Source organism: Marinobacter sp. LV10R520-4 (genome assembly GCF_002563815.1).
In the GTDB taxonomy this organism is placed as follows: domain Bacteria; phylum Pseudomonadota; class Gammaproteobacteria; order Pseudomonadales; family Oleiphilaceae; genus Marinobacter.
In genome coordinates this window covers 36,670-60,171 of record NZ_PDJM01000001.1, presented here as the reverse complement: position 1 = coordinate 60,171, position 23,502 = coordinate 36,670, and the positions used below count along the sequence as shown (strand labels likewise).

The 23,502-nt window shown below is 55.3% G+C and carries 18 protein-coding genes; 15 read left to right on the top strand and 3 right to left on the bottom strand.

Annotated elements, in window-relative coordinates:
* Nucleotides 1-63: 63 nt before the first annotated feature.
* The 9 genes from fabD to putP all read left to right on the top strand — a co-directional run bounded on the left by fabD (nucleotide 64) and on the right by putP (nucleotide 10,942).
* A complete protein-coding gene (gene fabD / locus ATG98_RS00260; protein WP_098418963.1) occupies nucleotides 64-1,002 on the top strand; it encodes an ACP S-malonyltransferase in 939 nt (312 codons plus the stop codon).
* Between the two features lie 60 nt (nucleotides 1,003-1,062).
* Nucleotides 1,063-1,806: a 3-oxoacyl-ACP reductase FabG gene (fabG, locus tag ATG98_RS00255; RefSeq protein WP_098418962.1), complete on the top strand. Its 744-nt coding sequence runs from the start codon at nucleotides 1,063-1,065 to the stop codon at nucleotides 1,804-1,806.
* Nucleotides 1,807-1,939: 133 nt separating this feature from the next.
* Nucleotides 1,940-2,173 (top strand): acyl carrier protein, encoded by a 234-nt coding sequence (acpP, locus tag ATG98_RS00250; protein ID WP_014871749.1) that lies wholly within the window; start codon nucleotides 1,940-1,942, stop codon nucleotides 2,171-2,173.
* 140 nt (nucleotides 2,174-2,313) lie between these two features.
* Nucleotides 2,314-3,174 (top strand): aminotransferase class IV, encoded by an 861-nt coding sequence (locus tag ATG98_RS00245; RefSeq protein WP_098421871.1) that lies wholly within the window; start codon nucleotides 2,314-2,316, stop codon nucleotides 3,172-3,174.
* Between the two features lie 5 nt (nucleotides 3,175-3,179).
* Entirely contained in the window at nucleotides 3,180-4,298 is a 1,119-nt protein-coding gene (mltG, locus tag ATG98_RS00240; protein WP_098418960.1) for an endolytic transglycosylase MltG, read from the top strand.
* The gene (gene tmk / locus ATG98_RS00235) at nucleotides 4,295-4,924 is read left to right on the top strand and encodes a dTMP kinase (protein ID WP_098418959.1); all 630 of its coding nucleotides are present in this window, start codon (nucleotides 4,295-4,297) and stop codon (nucleotides 4,922-4,924) included. The genes mltG and tmk overlap by 4 nt, the downstream gene beginning before the upstream one ends.
* A 99-nt stretch (nucleotides 4,925-5,023) precedes the next feature.
* Nucleotides 5,024-5,797, top strand: coding sequence for an AraC family transcriptional regulator (locus ATG98_RS00230; RefSeq protein ID WP_098418958.1), 774 nt, complete (start codon nucleotides 5,024-5,026; stop codon nucleotides 5,795-5,797).
* Between the two features lie 244 nt (nucleotides 5,798-6,041).
* Nucleotides 6,042-9,221: a bifunctional proline dehydrogenase/L-glutamate gamma-semialdehyde dehydrogenase PutA gene (gene putA, locus ATG98_RS00225; protein ID WP_098418957.1), complete on the top strand. Its 3,180-nt coding sequence runs from the start codon at nucleotides 6,042-6,044 to the stop codon at nucleotides 9,219-9,221.
* 230 nt (nucleotides 9,222-9,451) lie between these two features.
* Nucleotides 9,452-10,942 (top strand): sodium/proline symporter PutP, encoded by a 1,491-nt coding sequence (gene putP / locus ATG98_RS00220; protein ID WP_098421870.1) that lies wholly within the window; start codon nucleotides 9,452-9,454, stop codon nucleotides 10,940-10,942.
* A gap of 183 nt (nucleotides 10,943-11,125) precedes the next feature.
* Here the strand turns inward: putP and acnB are convergent, their stop codons facing one another.
* Nucleotides 11,126-13,729 (bottom strand): bifunctional aconitate hydratase 2/2-methylisocitrate dehydratase, encoded by a 2,604-nt coding sequence (acnB, locus tag ATG98_RS00215; protein ID WP_098421869.1) that lies wholly within the window; start codon nucleotides 13,727-13,729, stop codon nucleotides 11,126-11,128.
* Between the two features lie 197 nt (nucleotides 13,730-13,926).
* Between acnB and ATG98_RS00210 the strand changes: the two genes are divergently transcribed.
* From ATG98_RS00210 to ATG98_RS00195, 4 genes are all read left to right on the top strand, one after another.
* Nucleotides 13,927-14,637, top strand: coding sequence for a tRNA-(ms[2]io[6]A)-hydroxylase (locus ATG98_RS00210; RefSeq protein ID WP_228705976.1), 711 nt, complete (start codon nucleotides 13,927-13,929; stop codon nucleotides 14,635-14,637).
* A 24-nt stretch (nucleotides 14,638-14,661) separates the two neighbouring features.
* On the top strand, nucleotides 14,662-15,432 hold the full coding sequence (locus tag ATG98_RS00205) for a ferredoxin--NADP reductase (protein WP_098418954.1): 771 nt from the start codon (nucleotides 14,662-14,664) through the stop codon (nucleotides 15,430-15,432).
* Between the two features lie 66 nt (nucleotides 15,433-15,498).
* On the top strand, nucleotides 15,499-16,377 hold the full coding sequence (gene yghU, locus ATG98_RS00200; protein WP_098421868.1) for a glutathione-dependent disulfide-bond oxidoreductase: 879 nt from the start codon (nucleotides 15,499-15,501) through the stop codon (nucleotides 16,375-16,377).
* Between the two features lie 3 nt (nucleotides 16,378-16,380).
* A complete protein-coding gene (locus ATG98_RS00195) occupies nucleotides 16,381-17,364 on the top strand; it encodes a hypothetical protein (RefSeq protein ID WP_228705975.1) in 984 nt (327 codons plus the stop codon).
* Between the two features lie 83 nt (nucleotides 17,365-17,447).
* Here the strand turns inward: ATG98_RS00195 and phbB are convergent, their stop codons facing one another.
* On the bottom strand, nucleotides 17,448-18,197 hold the full coding sequence (gene phbB, locus ATG98_RS00190; protein WP_098418952.1) for an acetoacetyl-CoA reductase: 750 nt from the start codon (nucleotides 18,195-18,197) through the stop codon (nucleotides 17,448-17,450).
* 315 nt (nucleotides 18,198-18,512) lie between these two features.
* Between phbB and ATG98_RS00185 the strand changes: the two genes are divergently transcribed.
* On the top strand, nucleotides 18,513-19,922 hold the full coding sequence (locus ATG98_RS00185) for a hypothetical protein (RefSeq protein WP_179887993.1): 1,410 nt from the start codon (nucleotides 18,513-18,515) through the stop codon (nucleotides 19,920-19,922).
* Between the two features lie 45 nt (nucleotides 19,923-19,967).
* A complete protein-coding gene (locus tag ATG98_RS00180; protein ID WP_098418951.1) occupies nucleotides 19,968-21,593 on the top strand; it encodes an AMP-binding protein in 1,626 nt (541 codons plus the stop codon).
* Between the two features lie 121 nt (nucleotides 21,594-21,714).
* On the opposite strand, the gene ATG98_RS00175 is transcribed toward ATG98_RS00180, so the two are convergent.
* A complete protein-coding gene (locus ATG98_RS00175) occupies nucleotides 21,715-23,502 on the bottom strand; it encodes an acyl-CoA dehydrogenase (protein WP_098421867.1) in 1,788 nt (595 codons plus the stop codon).

Genomic DNA, 23,502 nt, shown 5'->3' with positions numbered 1-23,502 from the left:
CCTGTGCTGGCATGTACTATTGGCTAGCTTCCGCAAACCTTTAAAGACGATAAGATTCGACCTATGAAATCAGCCTTTATTTTCCCCGGCCAGGGTTCTCAGTCTATCGGCATGTTGTCTTCAGCTGCCGAGACTTGGCCCATTATCAACAAAACGTTTGCCGATGCCTCTAGTGTGTTGGGTTATGACCTGTGGCAGATGTGCCAGAAAGGCCCGGTTGAAGAGCTGAATCAGACTATGATTACCCAGCCCGCCTTATTAACAGCCAGCGTGGCTCTGTGGCGCCAGTGGTGTGTCGAAGGGGGAGTTCTGCCGGACTTTTTCGCCGGCCATAGCTTGGGTGAGTACAGCGCACTGGTTGCTGCCGAGAGCCTGGATTTTGTGGAAGCAGTGAAGCTGGTGCGGCTGCGCGGCGAACTGATGCAAGAAGCGGTGCCCGCCGGTGAAGGTAAAATGGCCGCCATTCTTGGCCTGGAGGCTGCCGACGTGATTGCAGCTTGTGCCAGCGCGGCGCAAGGGCATGTGGTGTCGGCGGTGAACTTTAACGCCCCGGGCCAGGTGGTGATTGCTGGCGATACCGCCGCTGTCGATCGCGCGATTGAAGCCTGTAAAGAGAAAGGCGCGCGTAAAGTCATGGCGCTGCCGGTCAGCGTGCCGTCACATTGTGCGCTGATGAAAGGCGCGGCTGAAGAGCTGGCAGACGCTTTAGACGCCGTAAGGTTCAGCGACGCCCACGTACCTGTTATACAAAATGTTAACGCCGCGGCCGAGACAGATTCCGCTAAACTTAAGTCAAACCTTTTGCAGCAGCTGTATTCGCCGGTACTCTGGATAGATTCGGTGCGCACTCTGGTTGATAATGGTGTAGAAGTGGCTGTTGAATGCGGCAGCGGAAAAGTACTGGCAGGGCTGGTCAAGCGTATAGAGCGCGACCTGGCGGTATACCATATTGAAGACGAAGCCAGCTTGAAAAAAGCACTGGCAGCGTTTCCTAAAGCCTGAAATCAGGCAAAATCTGTTGATTATTCAACAATAAATTTGAACGGAATAAGGATGCATTGCATGTCTCTGGAAGGCAAAGTTGCACTGGTTACCGGTGCTACCCGGGGGATTGGTAAAGCCGTGGCCCGGGCTTTGGCAGAGCAGGGTGCCGAAGTGATCGGTACCGCCACCAGCGCCGCAGGTGCTGAATCGATCAGCGCCGAATTGCAGGCCGGTGGCTTCAAAGGCTACGGTTTGGTAATGAACGTTGCCGACCCGAAGAGCATTGAAGACGGTCTGAAAACGATCGCCGAAAAATCTGGCGCTCCGCTGATTCTGGTCAATAACGCCGGTATTACCCGTGATAATCTTCTACTACGTTTAAAAGATGATGACTGGGCCGATGTTTTGGAAACCAATCTGACCAGCGTATACCGCACCAGTAAAGCGGTACTGCGTGGCATGGCAAAAGCGCGCTGGGGCCGGGTGATTAATATCAGCTCGGTCGTTGCCAGCATGGGTAACGCGGGCCAAGGTAACTACTGCGCGGCCAAGGCCGGCGTTGAAGGGTTTACCAGGAGCCTGGCAAAAGAAATGTCTGCCCGTGGAATTACCGCCAACTGTGTGGCTCCAGGGTTTATTGATACTGATATGACCCGTAAACTGGACGACGGTCAGCGTGACGCTATGTTGAACGTTATTCCTGCGGGTCGTTTGGGTGAGCCGGAAGAAGTCGCGGCAGTTGTTGCGTTTCTGGCATCGAATGCAGCTGCCTATGTGACGGGTGAAACCATTCACGTAAACGGCGGTATGTACATGGGGTAAGCCCGCAGGCGGGCATGTGCGGTAAACCCTTGGCGCACAATTGGTTACCAACAGCCGCTGCTTGTTTGCAGTTAGGCTTTACACTAAACTGGCAGCAATTGGTTGCTTGGTTGACACACAAAGTGAGGACATTATGAGTACAGTTGAAGAGCGCGTTAAGAAGATTGTTTGCGAGCAGTTGGGCGTTAAAGAGTCCGAAGTTCAAAACTCATCTTCTTTTGTTGAAGATTTGGGCGCTGACTCACTGGACACCGTTGAGCTGGTTATGGCGTTGGAAGAGGAATTCGAAACTGAAATTCCTGACGAAGAAGCCGAAAAACTGGCCAGCGTTCAGAATGCCATCGACTACATCGTATCGCATACCTGATACGCTGACGTTTAGTAGGCAATAAAAAAGCCGCCCTTGGTCATTCAAGGTGCGGCTTTTTTATTGGCAAAAATCGGCTCGAACGCTGAAGTGTTAGACGTGTTAGAAGTGTTAAAGGAATCGAAAGTGGGAGCGGGAAGGTGGTGAATGTTGTGTGGGCGGAAGAGGGCGGACTGGCAGCGAATGACCGCGGGTTGGCCTATGGTGACGGACTGTTTGAAACCATTCGCATGCAGGGCCGGCGGGGTGCCCTGCTGGGCCGCCACCAGCGCCGACTGCTAGCCGATGCCGAACGCCTGGGTATCACGGTTGGCCACGATGCCCTGAGCCGCGCCTGCCAATTAGCGGCGGAACGCTATGCTCCGGGTTTTGGCGAAAAATCTAACGCCTATTCCGGGACAGACCGCTGGCCCGGGAAAGGCGGTTGGGTGTTGAAGCTGATTCTTAGCCGTGGCCCGGGCGGGCGCGGCTATCGCCCAGACAATAAGAGCCGCCCGCAGTTGCTGATCAGCGCCGGGCCTTTGCCGCCACTGCCGCCGGCAACGGGTGTGGTCGCGGATATTGCACGGCAAAGATTAACGGTTAACCCGCAGCTGGCCGGTATGAAAACCCTGAATCGCCTGGAGCAGGTGATGGCGGCTCGTGAACTGACCGATGGGGTTTTTGAGTTGATCATGTGTGACCACAATGATTGCCTGGTAGAGGGCACCAGAACCAATGTACTGGTAAAAACCACGGCCGGATGGATAACACCGCCGGCAACGGCTCTGGCGGTAGACGGTGTGATGCGCCAGTGGGTGCTTGATTGCCTGCGCCGCCGCGGTGAACCGGTATTGGAGCGTTCGCTCAAACTGGCTGACCTTAGGGTGCCAGCCTGTGAAGGTCTGTATTTGCTCAGTAGCGTGCTGGGTGTGGTGCCGGTTTATCAATTGGCTAATGCTCATTTGCCTGTCACCGGCGGACTTGCGACAATCTGTGACCTGCTGACCACTCTGGAATAGACTCCTTGTTTAAAAAACTGTCCTTGTTGAATAAATTAATTCTAATGATGCTGGGAGCGGCGCTGCTGATGGCGGCTGGAACGGCACTGTGGGTGTCCCAGGGCCTGAAAACGCTGGATATGCCAGGCCAGCTGGAACAGCCGCAATTGTTCGCCGTGCCCCAGGGTACCGCTTTTAGCCAGGTTGCCCGGCAGTTGGAGCAACAGAACCTGGTGCCCGATAGCCTGTGGTTGCGGGTATACGGCAGGCTGCATCCGCAGCAAACCCTGGTTAAGGCCGGTGAGTATGAATTTATAGACGGCCAAAGCCCGAAAAACATGCTGCAAATGATGATCGACGGCGACACCAAGCACTGGGCGCTGCAATTCATCGAAGGCTGGACCTTTGCCGAGGTGCGCAAGGCGTTGGCCGCGGCTCCGCGCCTGCAACAAATAACCGCAGACTGGAGCAGCGCCGAAATCATGACGGCGGTAGGTGCCGAGGGCAAGCATCCCGAAGGTTGGTTTTTCCCCGATACCTATCTGTTTATCAGCAGCAACTCCGACCTTGATGTGCTGCAGCGCTCGTTCGACCGTATGCAGAGCGTGCTGGCGGAAGAGTGGGCTGCCCGGGCCGCGGATTTGCCCTACAAAACGCCTTACGAAGCGCTGATTATGGCGTCTATTGTCGAGCGTGAAACCGGCGCAGCGCACGAGCGTGAGCAGGTAGCCGGCGTGTTTGTGCGGCGTATGCACAAGGGCATGCGCCTGCAAACCGACCCAACGGTGATTTACGGCATGGGTGACCAGTATACAGGCCGCATTACCCGTAAAAATCTGCAGACGCACACGCCTTACAACACTTACCGAATTGACGGTCTGCCGCCCACGCCCATCGCCCTGGCCGGTCGCGAAGCCATTCATGCAGCCCTGCACCCCGCTGACGGTAAAGCGCTGTTTTTTGTGGCTCGCGGTGATGGCACGCACACGTTTTCCAATACCCTGGATCAACACCAGCGGGCGGTTCGGCAGTTCCAACTGAACCGGCGCAGTGATTACCGGTCGTCTCCGGCGCCCGTTGTGCCCGCGGAGGACGCCGCCGAGAGCAGTTCCGCGCAGCAGGAAGTACCGGAAAAACAGCCATGAGTCAGCGGGGCCGTTTTATAACCTTTGAAGGCACCGAAGGGGTGGGAAAGTCCACCCAGTTGGCTACTGCTGCGGCCAGCTTGCGCGCTGCGGGTATCAACGTTCTGGTCACCCGCGAGCCTGGCGGTACACCTATGGCCGAGGCGATTCGCGAGCTCCTTCTGGCGCCGCGAGACGAACCAGTGCATGAGCTGACCGAGCTGCTACTGATGTTCGCCGCCCGTGCCCAGCACCTGCATACCCGCATTTTGCCGGCGCTGACTGCTGGCCAGTGGGTGTTGTGTGACCGTTTTACCGATGCAACTTTTGCTTACCAGGGCGGTGGCCGCGGCACGCCCGCCGAGCGTATAGAGTTGCTGGAAACGCTGGTGCAGGGCGATCTTCGCCCTGACCATATTGTGCTGCTGGATGCGCCGGTGGAAACCGGCATGGCTCGCGCCCGCAAGCGCGGAGAGCTGGATCGCTTTGAGCAGGAAACCGTGGAATTTTTCGCCCGTATTCGCGCAACCTATTTACAGCGTGCCCGTCGCGATCCTCAGCGTTACCACATTATAGATGCCAGCCAACCGCTGGCGCGGGTAAGTGCAGATGTGGAGCGCTTGCTTCTCGCGATCGTCAATCTTTGAATATTTGCGCGATGACTGCTTTACTTTAGTAGTACGCGGATTCTCCGTGCACACGAGTGAATCCTGAATGGCGCTTGTCCGCGTCAAAGAGCGGAACTTATGCTGAACGCAAAGCTGTTGAAACTGCCTACCGCTTCGCACCAGCATCGCCACGAACACCATCAGGTGGTTGTGGGTGTGCAGGGTGAGGCCGATTTGTTCGTTGATGGCAATGCTTCCCATCTGGATGCCTGGCGTGCGTGCCTGGTTCCCACCGATGCGCGCCATGATTACAGTGGCGACCAGCGTAATCATGTATTGGTGATTGATGTCGACCCCTACATGCCCAGCGCTGGCAGCAGTGCCCACAGCCACTATCAGCGCCTGAAACCTCTGTTCCGGCAATCGAGTACCTTGCGCCTGGACAACCGGCTTCAGGGCCTGGTGCAGTTTGCCGCCGACGAGTTTGACCGGGCTCCGGAGAACAGCTCGCTGCACCAGCACCTGGCGGGGACCATTCTGCATTGTCTGGCCCAGCGCCTGGCAGAAGTGCCGCAGCATCCCGCGCCCCTGCGCAACACTGTGAACCCCGAGACGGTGCGTCGTTTTTTGCTTGAAAACCTGCACCGCGACATCGGCGTTCAGGACATGGCTGCCGTTTCTTGCCTGAGCGTCAGCCGTTTTCACGATCTGTTTCGCCAGAGCACCGGCACCACACCCCATCAATTTCTTCTGCAAACCCGAATCGAGCAGGCTTCGAAACTGCTTGAGAGAACGTCGCTGTCAGTGTCTGAAATTAGCCACCGTACCGGATTTTCTTCTCAAAGCGCATTGGCCAACGCGCTGCGAAAGTACCGCGGAACGACCGCGAGTGCTCTGCGTGCTCGCTGTTAAGCTCCGATTTCCTTCCGTTTTTCTTTCGATTTCTTCCAATTGCGTCTGATTTTTCGGGGTTTAAGCGGGTAAATTCAATTTCCGCAGGAATTTGCAAATAAACAGTAGGAATTTGCAAGATCGAGATCCGTAGTAATACTAATGTATGAGGACTGGCATCAATAAATGGTGTGGCGATTTTCTTGGTGTGCCTGCATTGGAGACAGACTTGCTCCCTGGGTGTCCGTTTGACAGAGGTGTCTTTATGTTTCGTGCGAGCAAGGTTCTGGAGCCGGCGTTTCAAGAGCAGCCGCGTTCCTTCTTCTGGCAGGGATTAACGGAAAACTATCAGGTAGACGAAGCCGCTTATCTGAAAGAGCTGATACCGCTTGCACAGAGTGACGCCTCCGAGCACAAAGCGATAACCGATACCGCCAGTTCGCTGATTGCCAAAGTACGCGTGCAAGACGACTCCGTGCACATGATTGACGCGCTGTTGCAGGAATACAGCTTGGATACCCAGGAAGGCATTTTGTTGATGTGTTTGGCCGAGGCGCTAATGCGTATCCCGGACAAGCACACCGCTGACGCACTGATCAGAGACAAAATGTCGAGCGCTGACTGGAAAAAACACGTTGGCCGCAGTGAATCGACCCTGGTTAACGCCTCCACCTGGGGCCTGATGCTCACCGGTCGTGTGGTGAAGATGGACAAACGCCTTGATGGCTCGCCGTCGAATGTCTGGAACCGCTTGGTTAAACGCAGCGGCGAGCCGGTCATTCGCGGCGCCATGAACCAGGCCATGGCCATTATGGGCCAGCAGTTTGTATTGGGCCGTGACATCAACGAAGCCCTCAAACAGGCCCGTGATTACCGCAAAATGGGTTACAGCTATTCCTTCGATATGCTCGGCGAAGCGGCGATGACGCAAGATGACGCTGGCTGCTACCTGAAAGACTATTTACAGGCGATTGAGGCGGTAGGTAACGATACTTTTCCGCAAAATAACGCCCCGCGGCCATCGATTTCCATCAAGCTGTCAGCTCTGCACCCCCGTTATGAAGTTTCCCAGGAACACCGGGTGCTCACCGAGCTATACAGTACCGTGTGTGACCTTGTGCAGTTCGCCCGTGACAAAGACGTGTCTATCACCATAGACGCCGAAGAAATGGACCGTTTGGAGCTGTCGCTGAAGCTGTTCGAGAAAGTCCTGACGTCACCGGCCGCATCAGGCTGGGGCGGTTTCGGCTTGGTTATTCAGGCCTACTCGAAGCGCGCTCTACCGGCGCTGTGCTGGCTGACCAAGCTGGCAAAGGAAACCGGTGACGAAATTCCCATTCGCTTGGTGAAAGGCGCTTACTGGGACACCGAAATCAAGATGTGCCAGCAGATGGGCATTGCAAGCTACCCGGTATTCACTCGCAAAGAAGCCACCGATACGTCTTACCTGGCGTGCCTGCGCTTCTTGCTGAGCGATTACACTCAGGGTGCTCTGTACCCACAGCTTGCGAGTCATAACGCACACACAGTGGCGTCGGTTCTGGTTATGGCCAGGAAACGCAATCGCAAAATTGAGTTCCAGCGCTTGCACGGTATGGGCGACGCTCTGTACAACAGCATCCTGCAAGAACACGACATTCCGGTTCGTATTTATGCACCGGTGGGTGCCCACAAAGATCTGCTGCCGTATCTGGTTCGCCGTTTGTTGGAAAATGGCGCCAACTCGTCGTTTGTTCATCGCTTGGTGGATGCCGACACGCCGATTGAAGACCTGGTGCAAAACCCGGTGCAGGAACTGCAGAAATACGACTCGCTGGCGAACAGCCGCATTCCGGGGCCTGCGAATATTTTTGGCGAGCAGCGCCGTAATTCCCGCGGCATGAATATTCACGTGGCATCCCAGCTGGAGCCGTTAATAAAAAATCTGCAGAAGTGGAACAGCACCCGCTGGCACGCGTGCCCGGTTATTAACGGTGAGCGCCGCAGCGACGGCGAAAAGACGGAAGTGCGCGCGCCCTATGACCAAAGCAAACGGGTAGGTGACGTGGCTTGGGCGGATGAAAGACACGCCGAAGACGCCTTAAAAGCCGCCTCTGCCGGCTTCCGCGATTGGAGTGAGCGCCCGGTTGAAGACCGTGCTGTGTGTCTTGAGAGGTTCGCGAACCTGATGGAAAGGCACATGGAAGAGCTGATGGCTCTGTGCTGCCAGGAAGCCGGGAAAACCATGCAGGACGGTATTGACGAAGTGCGCGAAGCCGTCGATTTCTGCCGCTATTACGCCAACGATGGCCGTGCCCGCTTTGCCAAGGCCATTGCGTTGCCCGGTCCCACTGGCGAAAGCAACGAGTTGTACATGGAAGGCCGGGGCGTTTTCCTGTGCATAAGCCCCTGGAACTTTCCGCTGGCTATTTACGCGGGCCAGATTATGGCGGCCCTGGTAGCAGGTAACACCGTGATTGCAAAACCCGCAGAGCAGACCAGCCTGGTGGCCATGCGCGGTATGGAGCTGATGCTGGAAGCCGGCTTCCCGGCCGATGTGCTGCAGTTCCTGCCGGGCGACGGCGCCAGGCTCGGTAAGGTGCTGACTCCGGATCCGCGCATCGCTGGCGTCTGCTTTACCGGTTCAACCCAGGTTGCACATGTTTTGAACCGCACCTTGGCGGAACGCCCCGGTGCTATTGTGCCGCTAATCGCCGAAACCGGCGGCCAGAACGCGATGATTGTTGACAGCAGCGCCTTACCCGAACAGGTTGTGCGCGATGTGGTGCAGTCTGCGTTTGCCAGTGCCGGTCAGCGCTGTTCAGCGTTGCGGGTTCTTTACATTCAGCAAGACGTAGCCGATCGCATGGAAACCCTGTTGGCGGGCGCCATGAATGAGCTGGTGGTCGGCAATCCGGAAAGCCACAGCACCGACGTGGGCCCGGTGATTGACCAGAAAGCCAAAGAGAATCTTGACAAACACTTGGCCAATCTTGAAGCCAACGCTCGGTTTATTGGGCGCAGAGAGTTGCCAAGCGATTGTTCCGCAGGTTATTTTGTAGTTCCTTCTGCTTACGGTATCAACAGCATTAATGATCTGGACGGTGAGCATTTCGGTCCCATTTTGCACGTGGTGCGCTATGAGGCGGAGCAACTCGACAAAGTTATCGACGAAATAAACGCCACCGGTTACGGCCTTACACTGGGTATTCACAGCCGTAGCGAATCCACCGCCGCCTACATCGAGCGCCGGGTAAAAGTGGGCAATTGCTACGTGAACCGTAACCAGATTGGTGCAGTGGTAGGGGTGCAACCATTTGGTGGACGCGGATTGTCTGGCACTGGCCCGAAAGCGGGTGGCCCACACTACGTGTTGCGTTTCGCGACCGAGCGCACCCGTACGATCAACACCACAGCGGTGGGCGGTAACGCATCACTGCTGTCGTTGGGTATTGAAAAAGTTTGAAGGGCGCGATCCTCTTAAATCAGTAGGGAATGGAAACTGCACAAAACGAAAAGAAACGGTAGGGAGGCAATAAGTATTGTGATGTCGAGGCATGCGTTGTGAGTAGAAGAGCTTTATCAGGTGAGATCAAAGAAAGTTAAAACAACAAACGGTGCGACCACCCGAATTTAATGGGTGAATGCGCCGAACGGTCGGAGTTGGTTCCGTCCTATTTGAACTGGAGGAGTTTCATGGCTATTGGCGTTTGGATCAGTCTAATTGGTTACTTTGGGCTTATGATTGCTATCGGCATTTATGCGATGCGCACATCTACGTCCTCATCCGAAGATTACATGTTGGGTGGGCGATCGCTCAGCCCAAAAGTGGCGGCGCTTTCGGCTGGTGCTTCGGACATGAGCGGATGGTTACTTCTGGGTCTTCCGGGTGCGTTGTACGTATCGGGTTTGGCCTCAGCCTGGATCGGTATTGGCCTGTTTGTGGGCGCGTTCGTAAACTGGACGCTTGTTGCGCCCCGACTGCGCGAACAAACGGTTCATTATGGTAATGCTATTACCATTCCGTCCTTTCTGGCAAATCGATTCCCGACCCAGGCGCTTTCATTGCGCACGGTGTCGGCGATCGTCATCGTTGTCTTCTTTGCCGTTTACACCGCGTCTGGCCTGGTTGCTGGCGGTAAGCTGTTCGAAAGTGCGTTTTCCGGCATTTTCAATTTCGGTGGCCTGAGCGACTACGCCGTGGGTATTATCATCACACTGGGCGTGGTACTGGTATACACGGTTATTGGTGGTTTTCTAGCAGTGAGCATGACGGACTTTGTTCAGGGCGTCATCATGATGCTGGCGCTGGTGCTTATGCCGGCGGTTGTGCTGTTTGGTGAAGGCGGCGGCGGTTATACGCAGGCGGCTCAGACCTTGAATGAAATCGACCCCACGCTCCTGTCCTGGACAGAGGGGCTGACCTTTATTGGATGGCTTTCTGCGGTCACCTGGGGCCTGGGTTATTTCGGTCAGCCTCACATCATCGTGCGCTTTATGGCTATTCGTACTCTTAAAGAGGTTCCGGTTGCCCGCAACATCGGTATGGGCTGGATGGCTATTTCGCTGATTGGTGCCATCTCTCTGGGTATCTTTGGTCGGGCCTATGCGGTGCGCACCGGTATGGCGATTGATGATCCGGAAACCATCTTTATTATCCTGTCTGACCTGTTGTTCCACCCGCTGATTACGGGCTTCCTCTATGCTGCGCTCTTGGCTGCGGTTATGAGTACCATCTCCAGTCAGCTTCTGGTGTCCTCGTCTTCTATGACGGAAGACTTCTACCGCCTGTTTTTGCGCAAAGAAGCGTCTGATCGCGAGTGCGTGAACATTGGTCGTGTTTGTGTGGTTCTGGTTGGTCTGGTGGCTGCGGTTATCGCATCTGACCCCGACTCTCAGGTTCTGGGGCTGGTCAGTAACGCCTGGGCAGGCTTTGGTGCCGCGTTTGGTCCGCTGATTCTGCTGTCGCTGATGTGGCCGCGCACTAACGGTACCGGTGCAATCTCTGGTGTAGTTGTGGGTGCGGTTACTGTTATGGTCTGGATTTCACTGGGCTGGGGTAGTGAGTTCATGGGTGGTCCGGGCGTTTACGCGATCATTCCTGGCTTTATCGCTTCCTGGATTGCGATCATGGCTGTTAGCAGCATGACGGCTGATGCCGGTGAATATCAGCACATCGAACGGTAAACGAAGAAGATAGGGGGCAGATTTCAAATCTGTCCCCGGTTGGTGATGAAAGGGGCCCCTTCGGGGGCCTCTTTTTTTGTGTCTGGGCATAAAAAAACGCCAGCTCTCGGGCTGGCGTTTTTAGATAGGGGACAGATTTGAAATCTGTCCCCGGTTTGGCTTGGTCTCCGGTTTGGCTAAGGCTTAAGCGACATTGGCTTCTGCAGCTTTGCTGGTGTAGTTGTCCATCTTGTCGAAGCTCAGGTACTTGTAGATTTCTTTCGACATGCTGTTCAGGTCTTTGGCGTATTCCATGTATTCGGCCGGCGTCGGCAGTTTACCCAGAATCGCACCTACTGACGCCAGTTCCGCAGAGGTCAGGTACACGTTCGCACCATCGCCCAGGCGGTTGGGGAAGTTGCGAGTAGAGGTAGACAGCACAGTGGTGCCTGCGCCTACACGTGCCTGGTTACCCATGCACAGCGAGCAACCCGGCATTTCGGTGCGCACACCGGCGTCGCCGTAGATTTTGAAGTAGCCTTCTTCCATCAGCTGGGACTCGTCCATCTTGGTGGGCGGAGACATCCACAGGCGAACTTTGAGGGGCTCTTTGTTTTGCTCCAGCAGTTTACCAGCGGCGCGGAAGTGACCGATGTTGGTCATGCACGAACCGATGAACACTTCATCGACCTTGTCGCCGGCGACTTCGGACAGAACGCGGGCGTCGTCCGGATCGTTCGGGCAGCACACGATCGGCTCTTTGATATCGGCCAGATCAATTTCAATGATGTGAGCGTACTCGGCATCGGAATCGGCGCGCATCAGGCTGGGGTTGGCCAGCCAGGCTTCCATACCTTGGGCACGACGCTCCAGAGTACGCGCGTCGCCGTAACCGTCGGCCATCATCCAGCGCAGCATGGTGATGTTGGAGCGCAGATACTCGGCCACCGACTCTTCTGACAGGTTGATGGTGCAGCCTGCAGCGGAGCGCTCGGCAGAGGCGTCAGACAATTCAAACGCCTGCTCTGCGGTCAGGTGTTCCAGACCCTCGATTTCCAGCACGCGGCCAGAGAATTCGTTGACCTTGCCCTTTTTCTCTACGGTCAGCATGCCTTGCTTGATGCCGTAAAGAGGAATGGCGTGTACCAGGTCACGCAGGGTAATGCCAGGCTGCATGTCGCCTTTAAAGCGCACCAGTACCGATTCTGGCATGTCCAGCGGCATAACGCCGGTGGCAGCGGCAAACGCCACCAGGCCAGAACCGGCCGGGAAGGAAATGCCCATGGGGAAACGGGTGTGGGAATCACCACCGGTGCCTACGGTATCGGGCAGTAGCATGCGATTCAGCCACGAGTGGATGATGCCGTCGCCCGGGCGCAAGGAAACGCCGCCACGGGTACGCATGAAGTCTGGCATGGTGTGCTGCATTTCCACATCAATCGGCTTGGGATAAGCGGCTGTGTGGCAGAATGATTGCATAACCAGGTCAGCCTGGAAACCCAGGCAAGCCAGGTCTTTCAGTTCGTCACGGGTCATCGGGCCGGTGGTGTCTTGCGAGCCCACGGTGGTCATCTTGGGTTCGCAATAGGTGCCCGGGCGAACGCCTTGGCCTTCGTCCAGGCCGCAGGCTTTGCCGACCATCTTCTGCGCCAGGGTGAAGCCCTTGGTGCCGACTTCAGGGTCATTTGGCAGGCGGAAGATATCGGTAGCGCCCAGGCCCAGGGTTTCACGGGCCTTGCTGGTCAGGCCGCGGCCGATTATCAAGGGAATGCGGCCGCCGGCTTGAACTTCGTCCAGAATCACGTCGGACTTGAAGCTGAATTCGGAGATCACATCACCGTTTTCGTTGTAGATTTTGCCTTCGTACGGGCGAATATCAATCACATCGCCCATGTGCATGTCGTCAACCGGTGCTTCGAATACCAGCGCGCCCGCGTCTTCCATGGTGTTGAAGAAGATAGGGGCCACTTTGTTGCCGATACACACACCGCCGCCGCGCTTGTTCGGCACGCCAGGAATGTCGTCACCGAAGAACCACAGCACCGAGTTGGTGGCGGATTTACGGGAAGAGCCGGTACCTACAACGTCGCCTACGAAAGCAACGGGCAGGCCTTTGGACTTGATGTCTGCAATCTGGCTCATGGGCCCGGTAACACCGTGTTCTTCCGGCTTCAGGCCATCGCGGGTCATTTTATAAGCAGCGCGGGCATGCAGCGGGATGTCAGGGCGTGACCAGGCATCGGGTGCTGGCGACAGGTCGTCGGTGTTGGTTTCGCCGGTGACTTTGAACACCACCATTTTGATGCTGTCGGCAACTTTGTTACGCTTGGTGAACCATTCCGCGTTAGCCCAGGATTCAATGACGTCTTTGGCGACGGCGTTACCGGCGTCCATTTTCACCTTCACATCGTTGAAGGCGTCGAACATCAGCAGGGTGTGCTTGAGCTGGATACCGGCCGGTTCGGCCAGTTCAGGATTGTCTAACAGGTCTACCAGGGTGGTGATGTTGTAGCCGCCCTGCATCATGCCCAGCAACTGAATTGCCTTGCCGTTATTAATCATCGGGGAGCTGGCTTCGCCTTTCACAAGGGCAGTCAGGAACGCGGCTTTTACATAAGCGGCTTCGTCGACCCCGGGCGGAACACGGTTTTCCAGCAGGTCAATCAGTGTGTCTTCGTCTTCGTTGTCAATGGCGGGCGGCTTTTTCAGCAGTTCCACCAGTGCGGCGGTTTGTTCGGCATTCAGCGGCTTGGGTGGAATACCCAGAGCTGCACGCTCGGCAACGTGTTCACGGTAGGCTTCTAACACGGTTTGACCCTCATCGGTTGAAGTGCTCCGCCCTTGTGGCGCAAGACGCCTGGCGGGAATGTTATTTTAAAAAGGTTTTAAACTGGCGCTGCATTATATAGGAAAGCCCTTATAAAGTTAAATTGGACAGAGGTCGGAGAGACTTGTTACCTGCGCTATACTGACGCATCAACTTTTAACCCAATGTTCGGAACGCCATGAACGATGCCCTGCAGAGCAATATCGATAGTACTATAGAGACTAATATCGACAGCATTAACGAACGTACTCACGAAAGTGCTCATGATAGTATTAACGCCTTTTTACCGTGCCGGACGCCTCAGGCCTGGATTGATAATGCTCTGGCGAATCAGGACTTGTTGCTGATTGACCACGCCCACTGCGAGAAAAAAGCAGCCTCCACAGCGCTTAGCCTGATGTATCGCTACGTGGATAATCCCGACCTGCTGCATAAAATGTCGCGACTGGCGCGGGAGGAGTTAAGGCACTTTGAACAGGTTCTGGCTCTGATGACGGCACGGGGGATCAGCTATGGCCACCTGGCGCCGGCGCGCTATGCCGCAGGTTTACGCGCCGCAGTACGCAGCACCGAACCCGGCCGCCTGGTTGATCTGTTGGTGATTGGCGCCATTATTGAAGCACGTTCCTGTGAACGCTTTGCGGCCCTGGCACCGTATCTTGATACCGAGCTTTCCAATTTTTATAACGGCTTGTTGAAATCCGAAGCTCGCCATTACCGCGACTACCTGGCCCTGGCCGAACAGGCCAACGGTGGCCCGGTTGAGGACCGAGTTGCGGTTTTTCTGGCCATCGAGCAAGAGCTGATTGAACAGCCTGATTCCGAATTTCGTTTTCACAGCGGCCCGCTGACGCAGCCCGTCGCTGATAAACACGCTGTTCCAATTTAACGCGAATTGACGCAAGAGGGTGAAATGAGCAACTTGATTAAAGAAACCGTCACCAGTGTGCACCATTGGAACGATACTCTGTTCAGCTTCAAAACCAGTCGCGACCCCAGCTTCCGTTTCAAGAACGGCCACTTCGTGATGATCGGTCTGGAAACTGAAGGCAAACCGTTGATGCGCGCCTACAGTATCGCCAGCGCAAACTATGAAGACGAGCTCGAGTTTTTCTCCATCAAAGTGCAAGACGGCCCGTTGACGTCCAAGCTTCAGAAAATAAAGGTGGGTGATGAAATTCTTGTTAGCCGCAAGCCCACCGGCACGCTGATTCTGGACAACCTGTTACCAGGAAAAAAGCTGTGGCTGATTGCCACCGGCACCGGTCTGGCGCCCTTCATGAGCATCATAAAAGACCCCGGAGTGTATGAAGCCTTTGATAAAGTTATCATAACTCACGGTGTGCGCCACGTTTCCGAGTTGGCCTACCAGCACGAAATCGAGGCTCTGCCAGAGAACGAGTTCTTTGGTGAAATGGTGGATGGCAAGCTGCTGTATTACCCGACGGTAACCCGCGAACCCTTTCGCCACACCGGGCGGCTGACACACGCTATGGAAAGCGGCAAAATCACCCAGGATCTGGGCTTGTCAGAGTTTGATGTCGAGAATGATCGATTTATGATTTGCGGCAGCCCCAGTATGCTCAAAGACACCTGCGCCATACTCGATAACCTGGGCTTTAAAGAAGCTCGTGGTGCAAATATGGGGCATTACGTTGTCGAGCGGGCGTTTGTGGAGCAGTAACGTTCTTTGCCCGTAGATTGGGACTGCCAGCGCCACACATTCACTTCGCAATTCGGAGGGTAAGCAATGCCAGACAACCGTTATACACCGCCAAAAGTATGGACTTGGGATAAAGCCAACGGCGGTGCTTTCGCCAACATTAACAGGCCGGTTGCCGGTGCTACCCACGATAAGACGTTGCCGATAGGCAAGCATCCGTTTCAGCTGTATTCATTGGCGACGCCCAACGGCGTAAAAGTAACCGTGATGCTGGAGGAACTGCTGGAACTGGGTTTTGTGGATGCCGAATACGACGCCTGGCTGATCAACATTGGCGAGGGCGATCAGTTTGGCAGTGGTTTTGTCGAGATAAATCCCAACTCCAAAATTCCGGCGCTGCTGGACCACTCTGCGCAACCGCCGCAGCGGCTGTTTGAGTCAGGCTCCATGCTGTTGTACTTGGCCGAAAAATTTGGCGCACTGTTGCCTGAAGACGCCGCTGGCCGCACCGAAACCCTGAACTGGCTGTTTTGGCAGATGGCCAGCACGCCGATGTTGGGCGGAGGTTTCGGTCACTTCTACGCCTACGCACCCGAAAAATACGAGTACCCGATTGACCGCTACGCGATGGAAGTAAAGCGCCAACTGGATGTGCTGGATCGGCAGCTGGCGCACAATCGCTACATTGCGGGTGACACCTACACAATCGCAGACATTGCGATTTGGCCCTGGTACGGAGCACTGGTAAACAATCTGGTTTACGAAGCAGCAGAATTTCTGGACGGGCAAAGCTATACCCACGTGCTGCGCTGGGCCGCAGAAGTGGCAAAGCGCCCGGCGGTACAGCGTGGCCGTATGGTGAATAAAGTGACCGGCGAGCCTCATAAGCAGCTTCGCGAGCGCCACGACGCCAGCGATTTTGAACTGCGCACTGAAGATAAAATAAACCCTGGTGGGGGCGCCTGAACGGTGGGCAAAAATAGTATTGGCGGGCCGCCTAAGTCTCGTGATCGGGTGTCAGCTCCTCTGGCCTTGATGCTCGCGGGCGCTCTGGCGGCACTTTTGGCGGGCTGCGAACAAAGCGCCGATATCGGGGTGGCCGGGCAGGGCGAAAATCCCGAGCCCGAGACTCTGGATGTGAATCAGCAACAGGTGGCAGGAGGGGGCGTCAGCGATATTTCCCTGGTGCTAAAACCCGCACAGCTTGACTGGATTGGCCAGCAGATTTTCCAGAATGAATGCGCGGGGCAGTTTCGCTGCCTGGTGCACTGGAACGACGGTGAGGTGTTTCCGTCACTCGGTATCGGTCATTTTATCTGGTATCCGAAAGACGTTGAAGCTGGTTTTGTCGAGAGTTTTCCCACACTGATCGATTACATGGCTCAGCGCCAGCGGTCTATACCGGATTGGCTGCGGGAGCTTAAGCCGCTTGACGCACCCTGGGCAGACAAAGCGGCCTTTGAAGCGGTGGAAAATTCACCCCAGGTAGCGGAATTGCGAGAATTTTTGGCAGGCACCCAAGGTATTCAGGCAGAATTTATATTTCGCCGCGCGCAAGCGTCTATAAAGACCGTTGTTGAGGCGGCACCGGAAGCACGGCAGCTTGCGGTGCGCAATCATCTGGCGCAGCTCAGCCAAACACCGGGTGGGGTTTACGCGTTGGTGGATTATGTGAATTTTAAGGGCGAAGGGTTAGCAGTGTCTGAGCGTTATAAAGGTGAGGGCTGGGGCTTGCTGCAGGTTCTTCAAGCCATGCCGGAGCAATCTTCCGATCCGGTGTTGCAGCAGTTTCGCGAAGCGGCCGACAAAGTGTTAACCCGCCGCGCTGAGCTGGCGACTCAGGCGCGCGAGCGGGAGCAGTGGTTGCCCGGCTGGCGCAAACGCTTGAACACCTATCGCGAGCCTGACGTAATGACACTGCCGGAAATCGGATCGCCGCCAATTGCTAGCTGAGTACGCTTTTATATCCTAACCATTAAAAAGCCGGAGATTTCTCCGGCTTTTGTTTTTCGCGTTAGGCTCTTCAGGATTTGGCGTTAGCCCATGAACTGGCCGCCGTTAACCATCAGGTCTGCGCCAGTCACAAAGCCAGCGTCTTCGGCGGTCAAAAACGCCACCGCGCGGGCGATGTCGTCTGGCTGCCCAAGGCGGCCCACCGGAATGGCCGCAACAATACTTTCCAGCACTTTCTCAGGCACTGCGCGCACCATTGGGGAATCGATGTAGCCCGGCGAAATCGAGTTTACGGTAACGCCTTTACGGGCGCCTTCCAGTGCGATCGATTTGGTGAAGCCGTAAACGCCGGCCTTGGCAGCGGCGTAGTTGCTCTGCCCGAACTGGCCTTTGCCACCATTAATGGAGGATATGTTTACAATGCGGCCAAAGCCACGGTTGCACATGCCTTCGAACGCGTGGCGGCACATGTTAAACATGGAGTTCAGGTTAACGTTGATCACCTGGGTCCACTGATCTGCCCCCATTCTTTTCAACGGTGCATCGTTGGTGATGCCGGCATTATTGACCAGCACATCCACAGGGCCGAACTCTTTTTCCACGCTTTCCATAAAGACTTTGCAGCTGTCATAGTCAGCAACGTCTACCGGCATAATGTTAACGGTGTAGCCTGCTTCAGCCATGGTTTTTTGCCACTGTTCAGCTTTTTTGCGCGGCTCGTCGCCTGGGCGGTGAGTGGCGATCACGGTACGATCCTGATCGGTTAGCTGTTTGCACATTGCGGTGCCTAGGGCTCCGATTGCACCCGTCACAACGGCTACGCGATTTGGCATATAGTTCTCCTTTGGGTGTTGTTATGTATTCCATCAGCACAATCCGGCACAGGGTAAATGTGTGTCCTCCGGGCTGTGCCTGGTGAGTCTGTTTAAGTGATACAAACCTAATTACCTTTGTAGTCTAGCAGTGGAAAAAGAAAGTGCTGTTGGGCTTTAGTTGAACACCTGAAATGTACGCTTGCACCGAAGGCAGTAATTATCATCTTTTATGCAAGTGTAAACCCTTGCTTGATTGAATATTTCCACCTAGTATTGATGGGGCGGCTTACTCTGCCGCCTGCACACATCATTTCAGGATGGAGAACAACAATAATGTCGTTACAAAAAAGACCCGACGGCGCTGAACAACCGTCAACGTTGGGCGGTCTGAAGTTCCGTATTCCGCTGGTTCACTACAAGCTTGAAATCCCCGATATTCTTCAAGGCATGATTTTGTGCGTGGTGCCGTTAGGCATTACCGCACTGATGACGCAAACGCTGGGCATTCCGTTTGAAGTTGCCGTGGCGTTTGTGTTGATCAACAACTTTCTGTACCTGCTGCATACCCACTTTGGTGACCCTGCTGTGTCCGGCTGGATTACCGCGGGCATTCCGCTTTACATCGCGTTTCTCACAGCGTATCCCGAAGGAGAACCCAGAATTCTGGCGCTCATTGCACTGCAGCTTACTGTGGCCGCGTTGTTTCTTGGTTTGGGGGTGTTCAAGGGCGCTGATGCGCTGGTGCGACGCATGCCCATGTCCCTGAAAGCCGGCATACTGATTGGCGCCGGTATTTCGGCGGTGATGGGTGAGTTTGCTGAAGGCGGCCGAGTGTGGAGCATGCCGATCACTATTCTTACCGGTGCTGTTTTGGGCTTTTTTATGTTGTTTTCTGAAACCGCAGGTCCGTTACGAGCGCGCTACGGTTTCTTTCGCTTTGTGGCCCAGTACGGTATTGCGATTCCGTTCATCATCGCTTATGTGTTTGGCATTTTGATTGGCGAAGTGGCTGTGCCGCAGATTGAGTGGGGCTTTACCAGCATTCCGCTCGGGGAAATTATTGAAAAGTACAGTGTGTTTGGTTTGGGGCTTCCGCCTTGGCAATATTTTGTAGACGCTTTGCCTTTAGCGCTGGCGGCTTACATCATCGCATTTGGCGATATCCTGGTAGTCGATTCTCTATTCAAAAGCGCCGACGGCGCGCGTAAAGATGAAAAGCTGATCTTTAGCCCGCGTCGCAATAGTATTATCGTGGGCATACGCAACCTGATTCACGGACTGGTTGCGCCGTTCATTAGCTTGTCTGGCCCGGCCTGGACGGGTGGTCAGGCACTGATAATCAACCGCTATATGAACAACCCGCGCAAGGCGATGGACAGCTACTGGGGTGGCGCCACCAGTATTTACTGGGGTATGACCATTGCACTGTTTCTGGTTCCGGTTATAACGTTGCTTAAGCCAGGGTTAAATATTGGTATGGCGTTAACGCTACTGATCCAGGGCTACCTGTGTGGTTACTTAGCCGTAGAAATGCTGAGCAAACAAACCAACCTGGAACGCGGCGTAGCGGTGATGGTTGGCGCTATTCTGGCAACGAAGGGTGCGGCTTGGGGCTTGGGTTCCGGCCTGGTGCTTTGGGCGGTTCTAGAAAAGAACTGGTTTGCCGATGTGTACAGTGCCACCCACCAAGCAGCAGAAGAGCCCGAAGAAAACAACGCCGAACCGCTGCGCGACAATAGCTAGCGCAGCGCTAAGAGATATTTCAAAAGGTTGTAAGAGGTTGTTATAATGGAAAATATGTACGATCTGGGGCTAGAAACCAACGTGGCTAACTACACGCCTTTGACCCCTATTACTTTTTTGCAACGCACGGCACTTGCTCACCCGGATCGCTGTGCGGTAATTCACGGACCTGTGCGCCGTACCTGGTCCGAAACCTACGCCCGCTGCTTGCGCATGGCGTCTGCGTTAACTCAGCTGGGGGTTGGCAAAGGCGATACGGTAGCTGTTTTGCTGCCGAATCTGCCGGAAATGCTAGAGCTGCATTTTGCGGTGCCCATGGTCGGTGCGGTGTTGAATACACAGAATACCCGCTTGGATGCCCATACCATGACATTCATGCTCAACCATGGTCGCGCCAAGGTGCTGTTTACGGATCGCGAATTCTCAGACAGAGTGCGGGAAGCTCTGGCTGGCTGTGAAACGCCGCCCATCGTTATTGACGTAGACGATCCTCAATACGAAGGCGGTGAATTGTTGGGCAAAATGACCTACGAAGCGCTTCTGGATAGTGGCTCGCTGGATTTTCAGTGGCAATGGCCGGAAGATGAATGGCAAGCCATAGCATTGAACTATACCTCGGGTACCACCGGTAAGCCGAAGGGGGTGGTTTATCATCACCGTGGTGCTTATCTGAACGCTCTGAGCAACGTTATTGGTTTTGGTTTGCCCGCAGGCGCAGTGTATTTGTGGACGCTGCCGATGTTCCACTGTAACGGTTGGTGCTACCCCTGGGCAGTTACGGCGGTGGCGGGTACTCACGTGTGCCTGCGGGCGCCGCACCCTGGGCCGATTTTTGACGCGTTGGTAGAATACGGCGTTACTCATTTCTGCGCAGCGCCCATTATATTGAATATGATGATTAACGCACCAGATCAGCAGAAGCGTCAATTCGACCAGCTGGTAACCGCGGCGACCGGCGGCGCAGCGCCCCCGGCAGCCACGATCGAAGCAATGGAAGCCATGGGCATGAAAGTGGTGCACCTGTACGGCCTGACTGAAACCTATGGGCCCAGTCTGGTATGCGAGTTTCAGGATGAATGGCACCAGCTGAGTCTGAAAGATAAAGCCGCCAAGATGGCGCGTCAGGGCGTTCTGTCTTTGTCGATGTCAGACATGATGGTGGCAGACCCGGTTACCCTGAAACCTGTAGCCCGGGATGGCAACAGCATTGGCGAGTTACTGGTGCGTGGTAACAGTGTAATGAAGGGCTATCTAAAGAACCCGGAAGAAACCCGGAAAGCGTTCGAGGGTGGCTGGTTCCACACTGGTGACTTGGGAGTGTGGCATCCTGACGGCTATGTAGAAATTAAAGACCGCTCGAAAGACATCATTATTTCCGGTGGGGAAAATATTTCCACGCTGGAGGTAGAGAGTGTGTTGTACGACCATCCGGCAGTATTAGAAGCGGCCGTTGTGGCGGCCAAAGATGACCACTGGGGCGAAATTCCCTGTGCTTTTATCACTTTGAAAAATGGTCAGGAGTACACCACGGAAGATGACATTATTGCCCATTGTCGCGCCAGTCTGGCGGGCTACAAAACGCCAAAGCGCGTCTTGTTCGTGGATGCTTTGCCAAAAACTTCCACTGGAAAGCTTCAGAAGCACATTCTGAGAGAAGAACTTAACGCCTGATTGCGAGAGTTGCGCTGATGCTTTACCCCGGTTCGCCGGGGTTTTTTGTGCGCAAACAAAACGCCCGGTGGTGCAGGATGCACAAGTTGCTTTGCTTGTTCATCAGAATTGTTGAACAGTGTCAGAAGCTGGTTGCGTCCAGAGCCATAGTCGATTCACTGCCGGCCACAATAGATGCCAGATAGCCCGAACAGCGCGGCAGAATATGGTCCGCAAAAAAATCGGCAGTTTGTACTTTCGCCTTCAACCAAGGCGCAGGCTGGCTGCTTTGATGGCTCAGTTCAGCCGCCCGCAAAGCGGCTTTTGTCAACAGCCATCCGGCGTTGGTGGTGGCCGTCAGCATCATATAGCTAAACGCGACCGAACCGCAGAATGCCTCATCCTGCTGATTTTCCAGTACACGTTCCAGCGCGATGTCCACGAATCCGGTAGCTTGTGTCAGGCGCTCCAGAGTGCTGGCTTTCAGTTCCCGGCGGGCCCGGTCAGAGTTGCAGAATTGCTTAATGTCAGCCAACAGTTCGTTGATACCCGCACCTTGGTCACGGCGGGTTTTGCGGCCGATTAGATCTAATGCCTGAATACCGTTGGTGCCTTCATAGATAGGCAGAATGCGGGCGTCTCGGTAATGCTGGGCAACGCCGGTTTCTTCTACAAAACCCATGCCGCCGTGGCATTGGATGGCCAATGAGGTTACTTCCTGGGCGATTTCGGTACACCAGCCTTTTACCAGTGGCGTCGTCACATCTGCGCGGCGCTGATAATACTGGCGGCTTTCGGCATTTTCATTGCCGCTTTTCGCCATATCCACTGCGGTGCAACCGGTGTAGGCCAGACAGCGGCCGGCTTCGGTCAGCGCTTTCATCGTCATCAACATGCGCCGAACATCCGGGTGGCGCACAATGGGCGAGGGCGCTGAATCCCCGGGAGCGATGCCCTGCACGCGGTCAAAGGCGTAAGCACGGGCGTCTTGATAGGCGCGCTCGGCAATGGCAACGCCTTGCAGGCCCACGGTCAGACGTGCGTTGTTCATCATGGTGAACATACAGTCCAGGCCTTTGTTTTCTTCACCCACCAGGTAACCCACAGCGCCGCCGTTGTCGCCGAAACCCATCACGCAGGTGGGGCTGGCATGAATGCCCAGCTTGTGCTCCAACGACAGAGCGCGGCAGTCATTGCGCTCGCCTAGGGTCCCGTCGTTGTTCACCAGGTATTTGGGCACAGCAAATAGAGATATTCCTTTTACCCCAGCTGGTGCGCCTGGCAATCGCGCCAGCACCAGGTGCACGATGTTCTCGGCCATATCGTGCTCGCCCCAGGTAATAAAAATCTTGCTGCCGCTAATTAGATAGTGGTCACCGTTTTGCCGGGCGCTTGTGCGCAGGGTGGCGAGGTCGGAACCGGATTGCGGTTCGGTGAGGTTCATAGTACCGCTCCAGCGACCCGACACCATGGGCCGTAAAAAGCAGTCTTTCACCTCGGTGCTGGCGTTTTCAAAAATCGCCTCCACCGCTCCCTGTGACAACAAAGGACAGAGCCCCCACGCCATATTGGCGGCGTGCAGCATTTCCTGCACCGGAATGGCGAGGGAGAAAGGAAGACCCTGGCCACCGTAATGCGGATCAAACTGCAGGCTCCCCCAGCCGCCATCTACATAGTGCTGGTAGGCGCTGGCAAAGCCTTCAGGTATCACGACTTCACCACTGGTGCTCAGGCGTACGCCAGCTCTGTCACCGCTTTTGTTCAGTGGCGACAGAACAGAGCCGCTGAATTTGGCGGCCTCGTCCAGAATGGCGCTTACCAGCTCGTCGCTAACGTCGCTGTAACCGCAGGTTTCGGCCATATCAAAAAAACCGGCCACTTCTCGCAAAGTGAAAGCCATGTCCTGGGTGGGTGCTTTGTACTCTGTCAT

What these genes read in the sequence shown, in the direction of transcription:
- ATG98_RS00205 (WP_098418954.1), top strand. Translation starts at nt 14,662, where the DNA reads ATGAGCAACTTGATTAAAGAAACCGTCACCAGTGTGCACCATTGGAAC.
- putA (WP_098418957.1), top strand. Translation starts at nt 6,042, where the DNA reads ATGTTTCGTGCGAGCAAGGTTCTGGAGCCGGCGTTTCAAGAGCAGCCG.
- acpP (WP_014871749.1), top strand. Translation starts at nt 1,940, where the DNA reads ATGAGTACAGTTGAAGAGCGCGTTAAGAAGATTGTTTGCGAGCAGTTG.
- tmk (WP_098418959.1), top strand. Translation starts at nt 4,295, where the DNA reads ATGAGTCAGCGGGGCCGTTTTATAACCTTTGAAGGCACCGAAGGGGTG.
- ATG98_RS00175 (WP_098421867.1), bottom strand. Translation starts at nt 23,502, where the DNA reads ATGACAGAGTACAAAGCACCCACCCAGGACATGGCTTTCACTTTGCGA.
- ATG98_RS00185 (WP_179887993.1), top strand. Translation starts at nt 18,513, where the DNA reads ATGTCGTTACAAAAAAGACCCGACGGCGCTGAACAACCGTCAACGTTG.
- ATG98_RS00210 (WP_228705976.1), top strand. Translation starts at nt 13,927, where the DNA reads ATGAACGATGCCCTGCAGAGCAATATCGATAGTACTATAGAGACTAAT.
- ATG98_RS00230 (WP_098418958.1), top strand. Translation starts at nt 5,024, where the DNA reads ATGCTGAACGCAAAGCTGTTGAAACTGCCTACCGCTTCGCACCAGCAT.
- yghU (WP_098421868.1), top strand. Translation starts at nt 15,499, where the DNA reads ATGCCAGACAACCGTTATACACCGCCAAAAGTATGGACTTGGGATAAA.
- ATG98_RS00180 (WP_098418951.1), top strand. Translation starts at nt 19,968, where the DNA reads ATGGAAAATATGTACGATCTGGGGCTAGAAACCAACGTGGCTAACTAC.
- fabD (WP_098418963.1), top strand. Translation starts at nt 64, where the DNA reads ATGAAATCAGCCTTTATTTTCCCCGGCCAGGGTTCTCAGTCTATCGGC.
- phbB (WP_098418952.1), bottom strand. Translation starts at nt 18,197, where the DNA reads ATGCCAAATCGCGTAGCCGTTGTGACGGGTGCAATCGGAGCCCTAGGC.
- fabG (WP_098418962.1), top strand. Translation starts at nt 1,063, where the DNA reads ATGTCTCTGGAAGGCAAAGTTGCACTGGTTACCGGTGCTACCCGGGGG.
- putP (WP_098421870.1), top strand. Translation starts at nt 9,452, where the DNA reads ATGGCTATTGGCGTTTGGATCAGTCTAATTGGTTACTTTGGGCTTATG.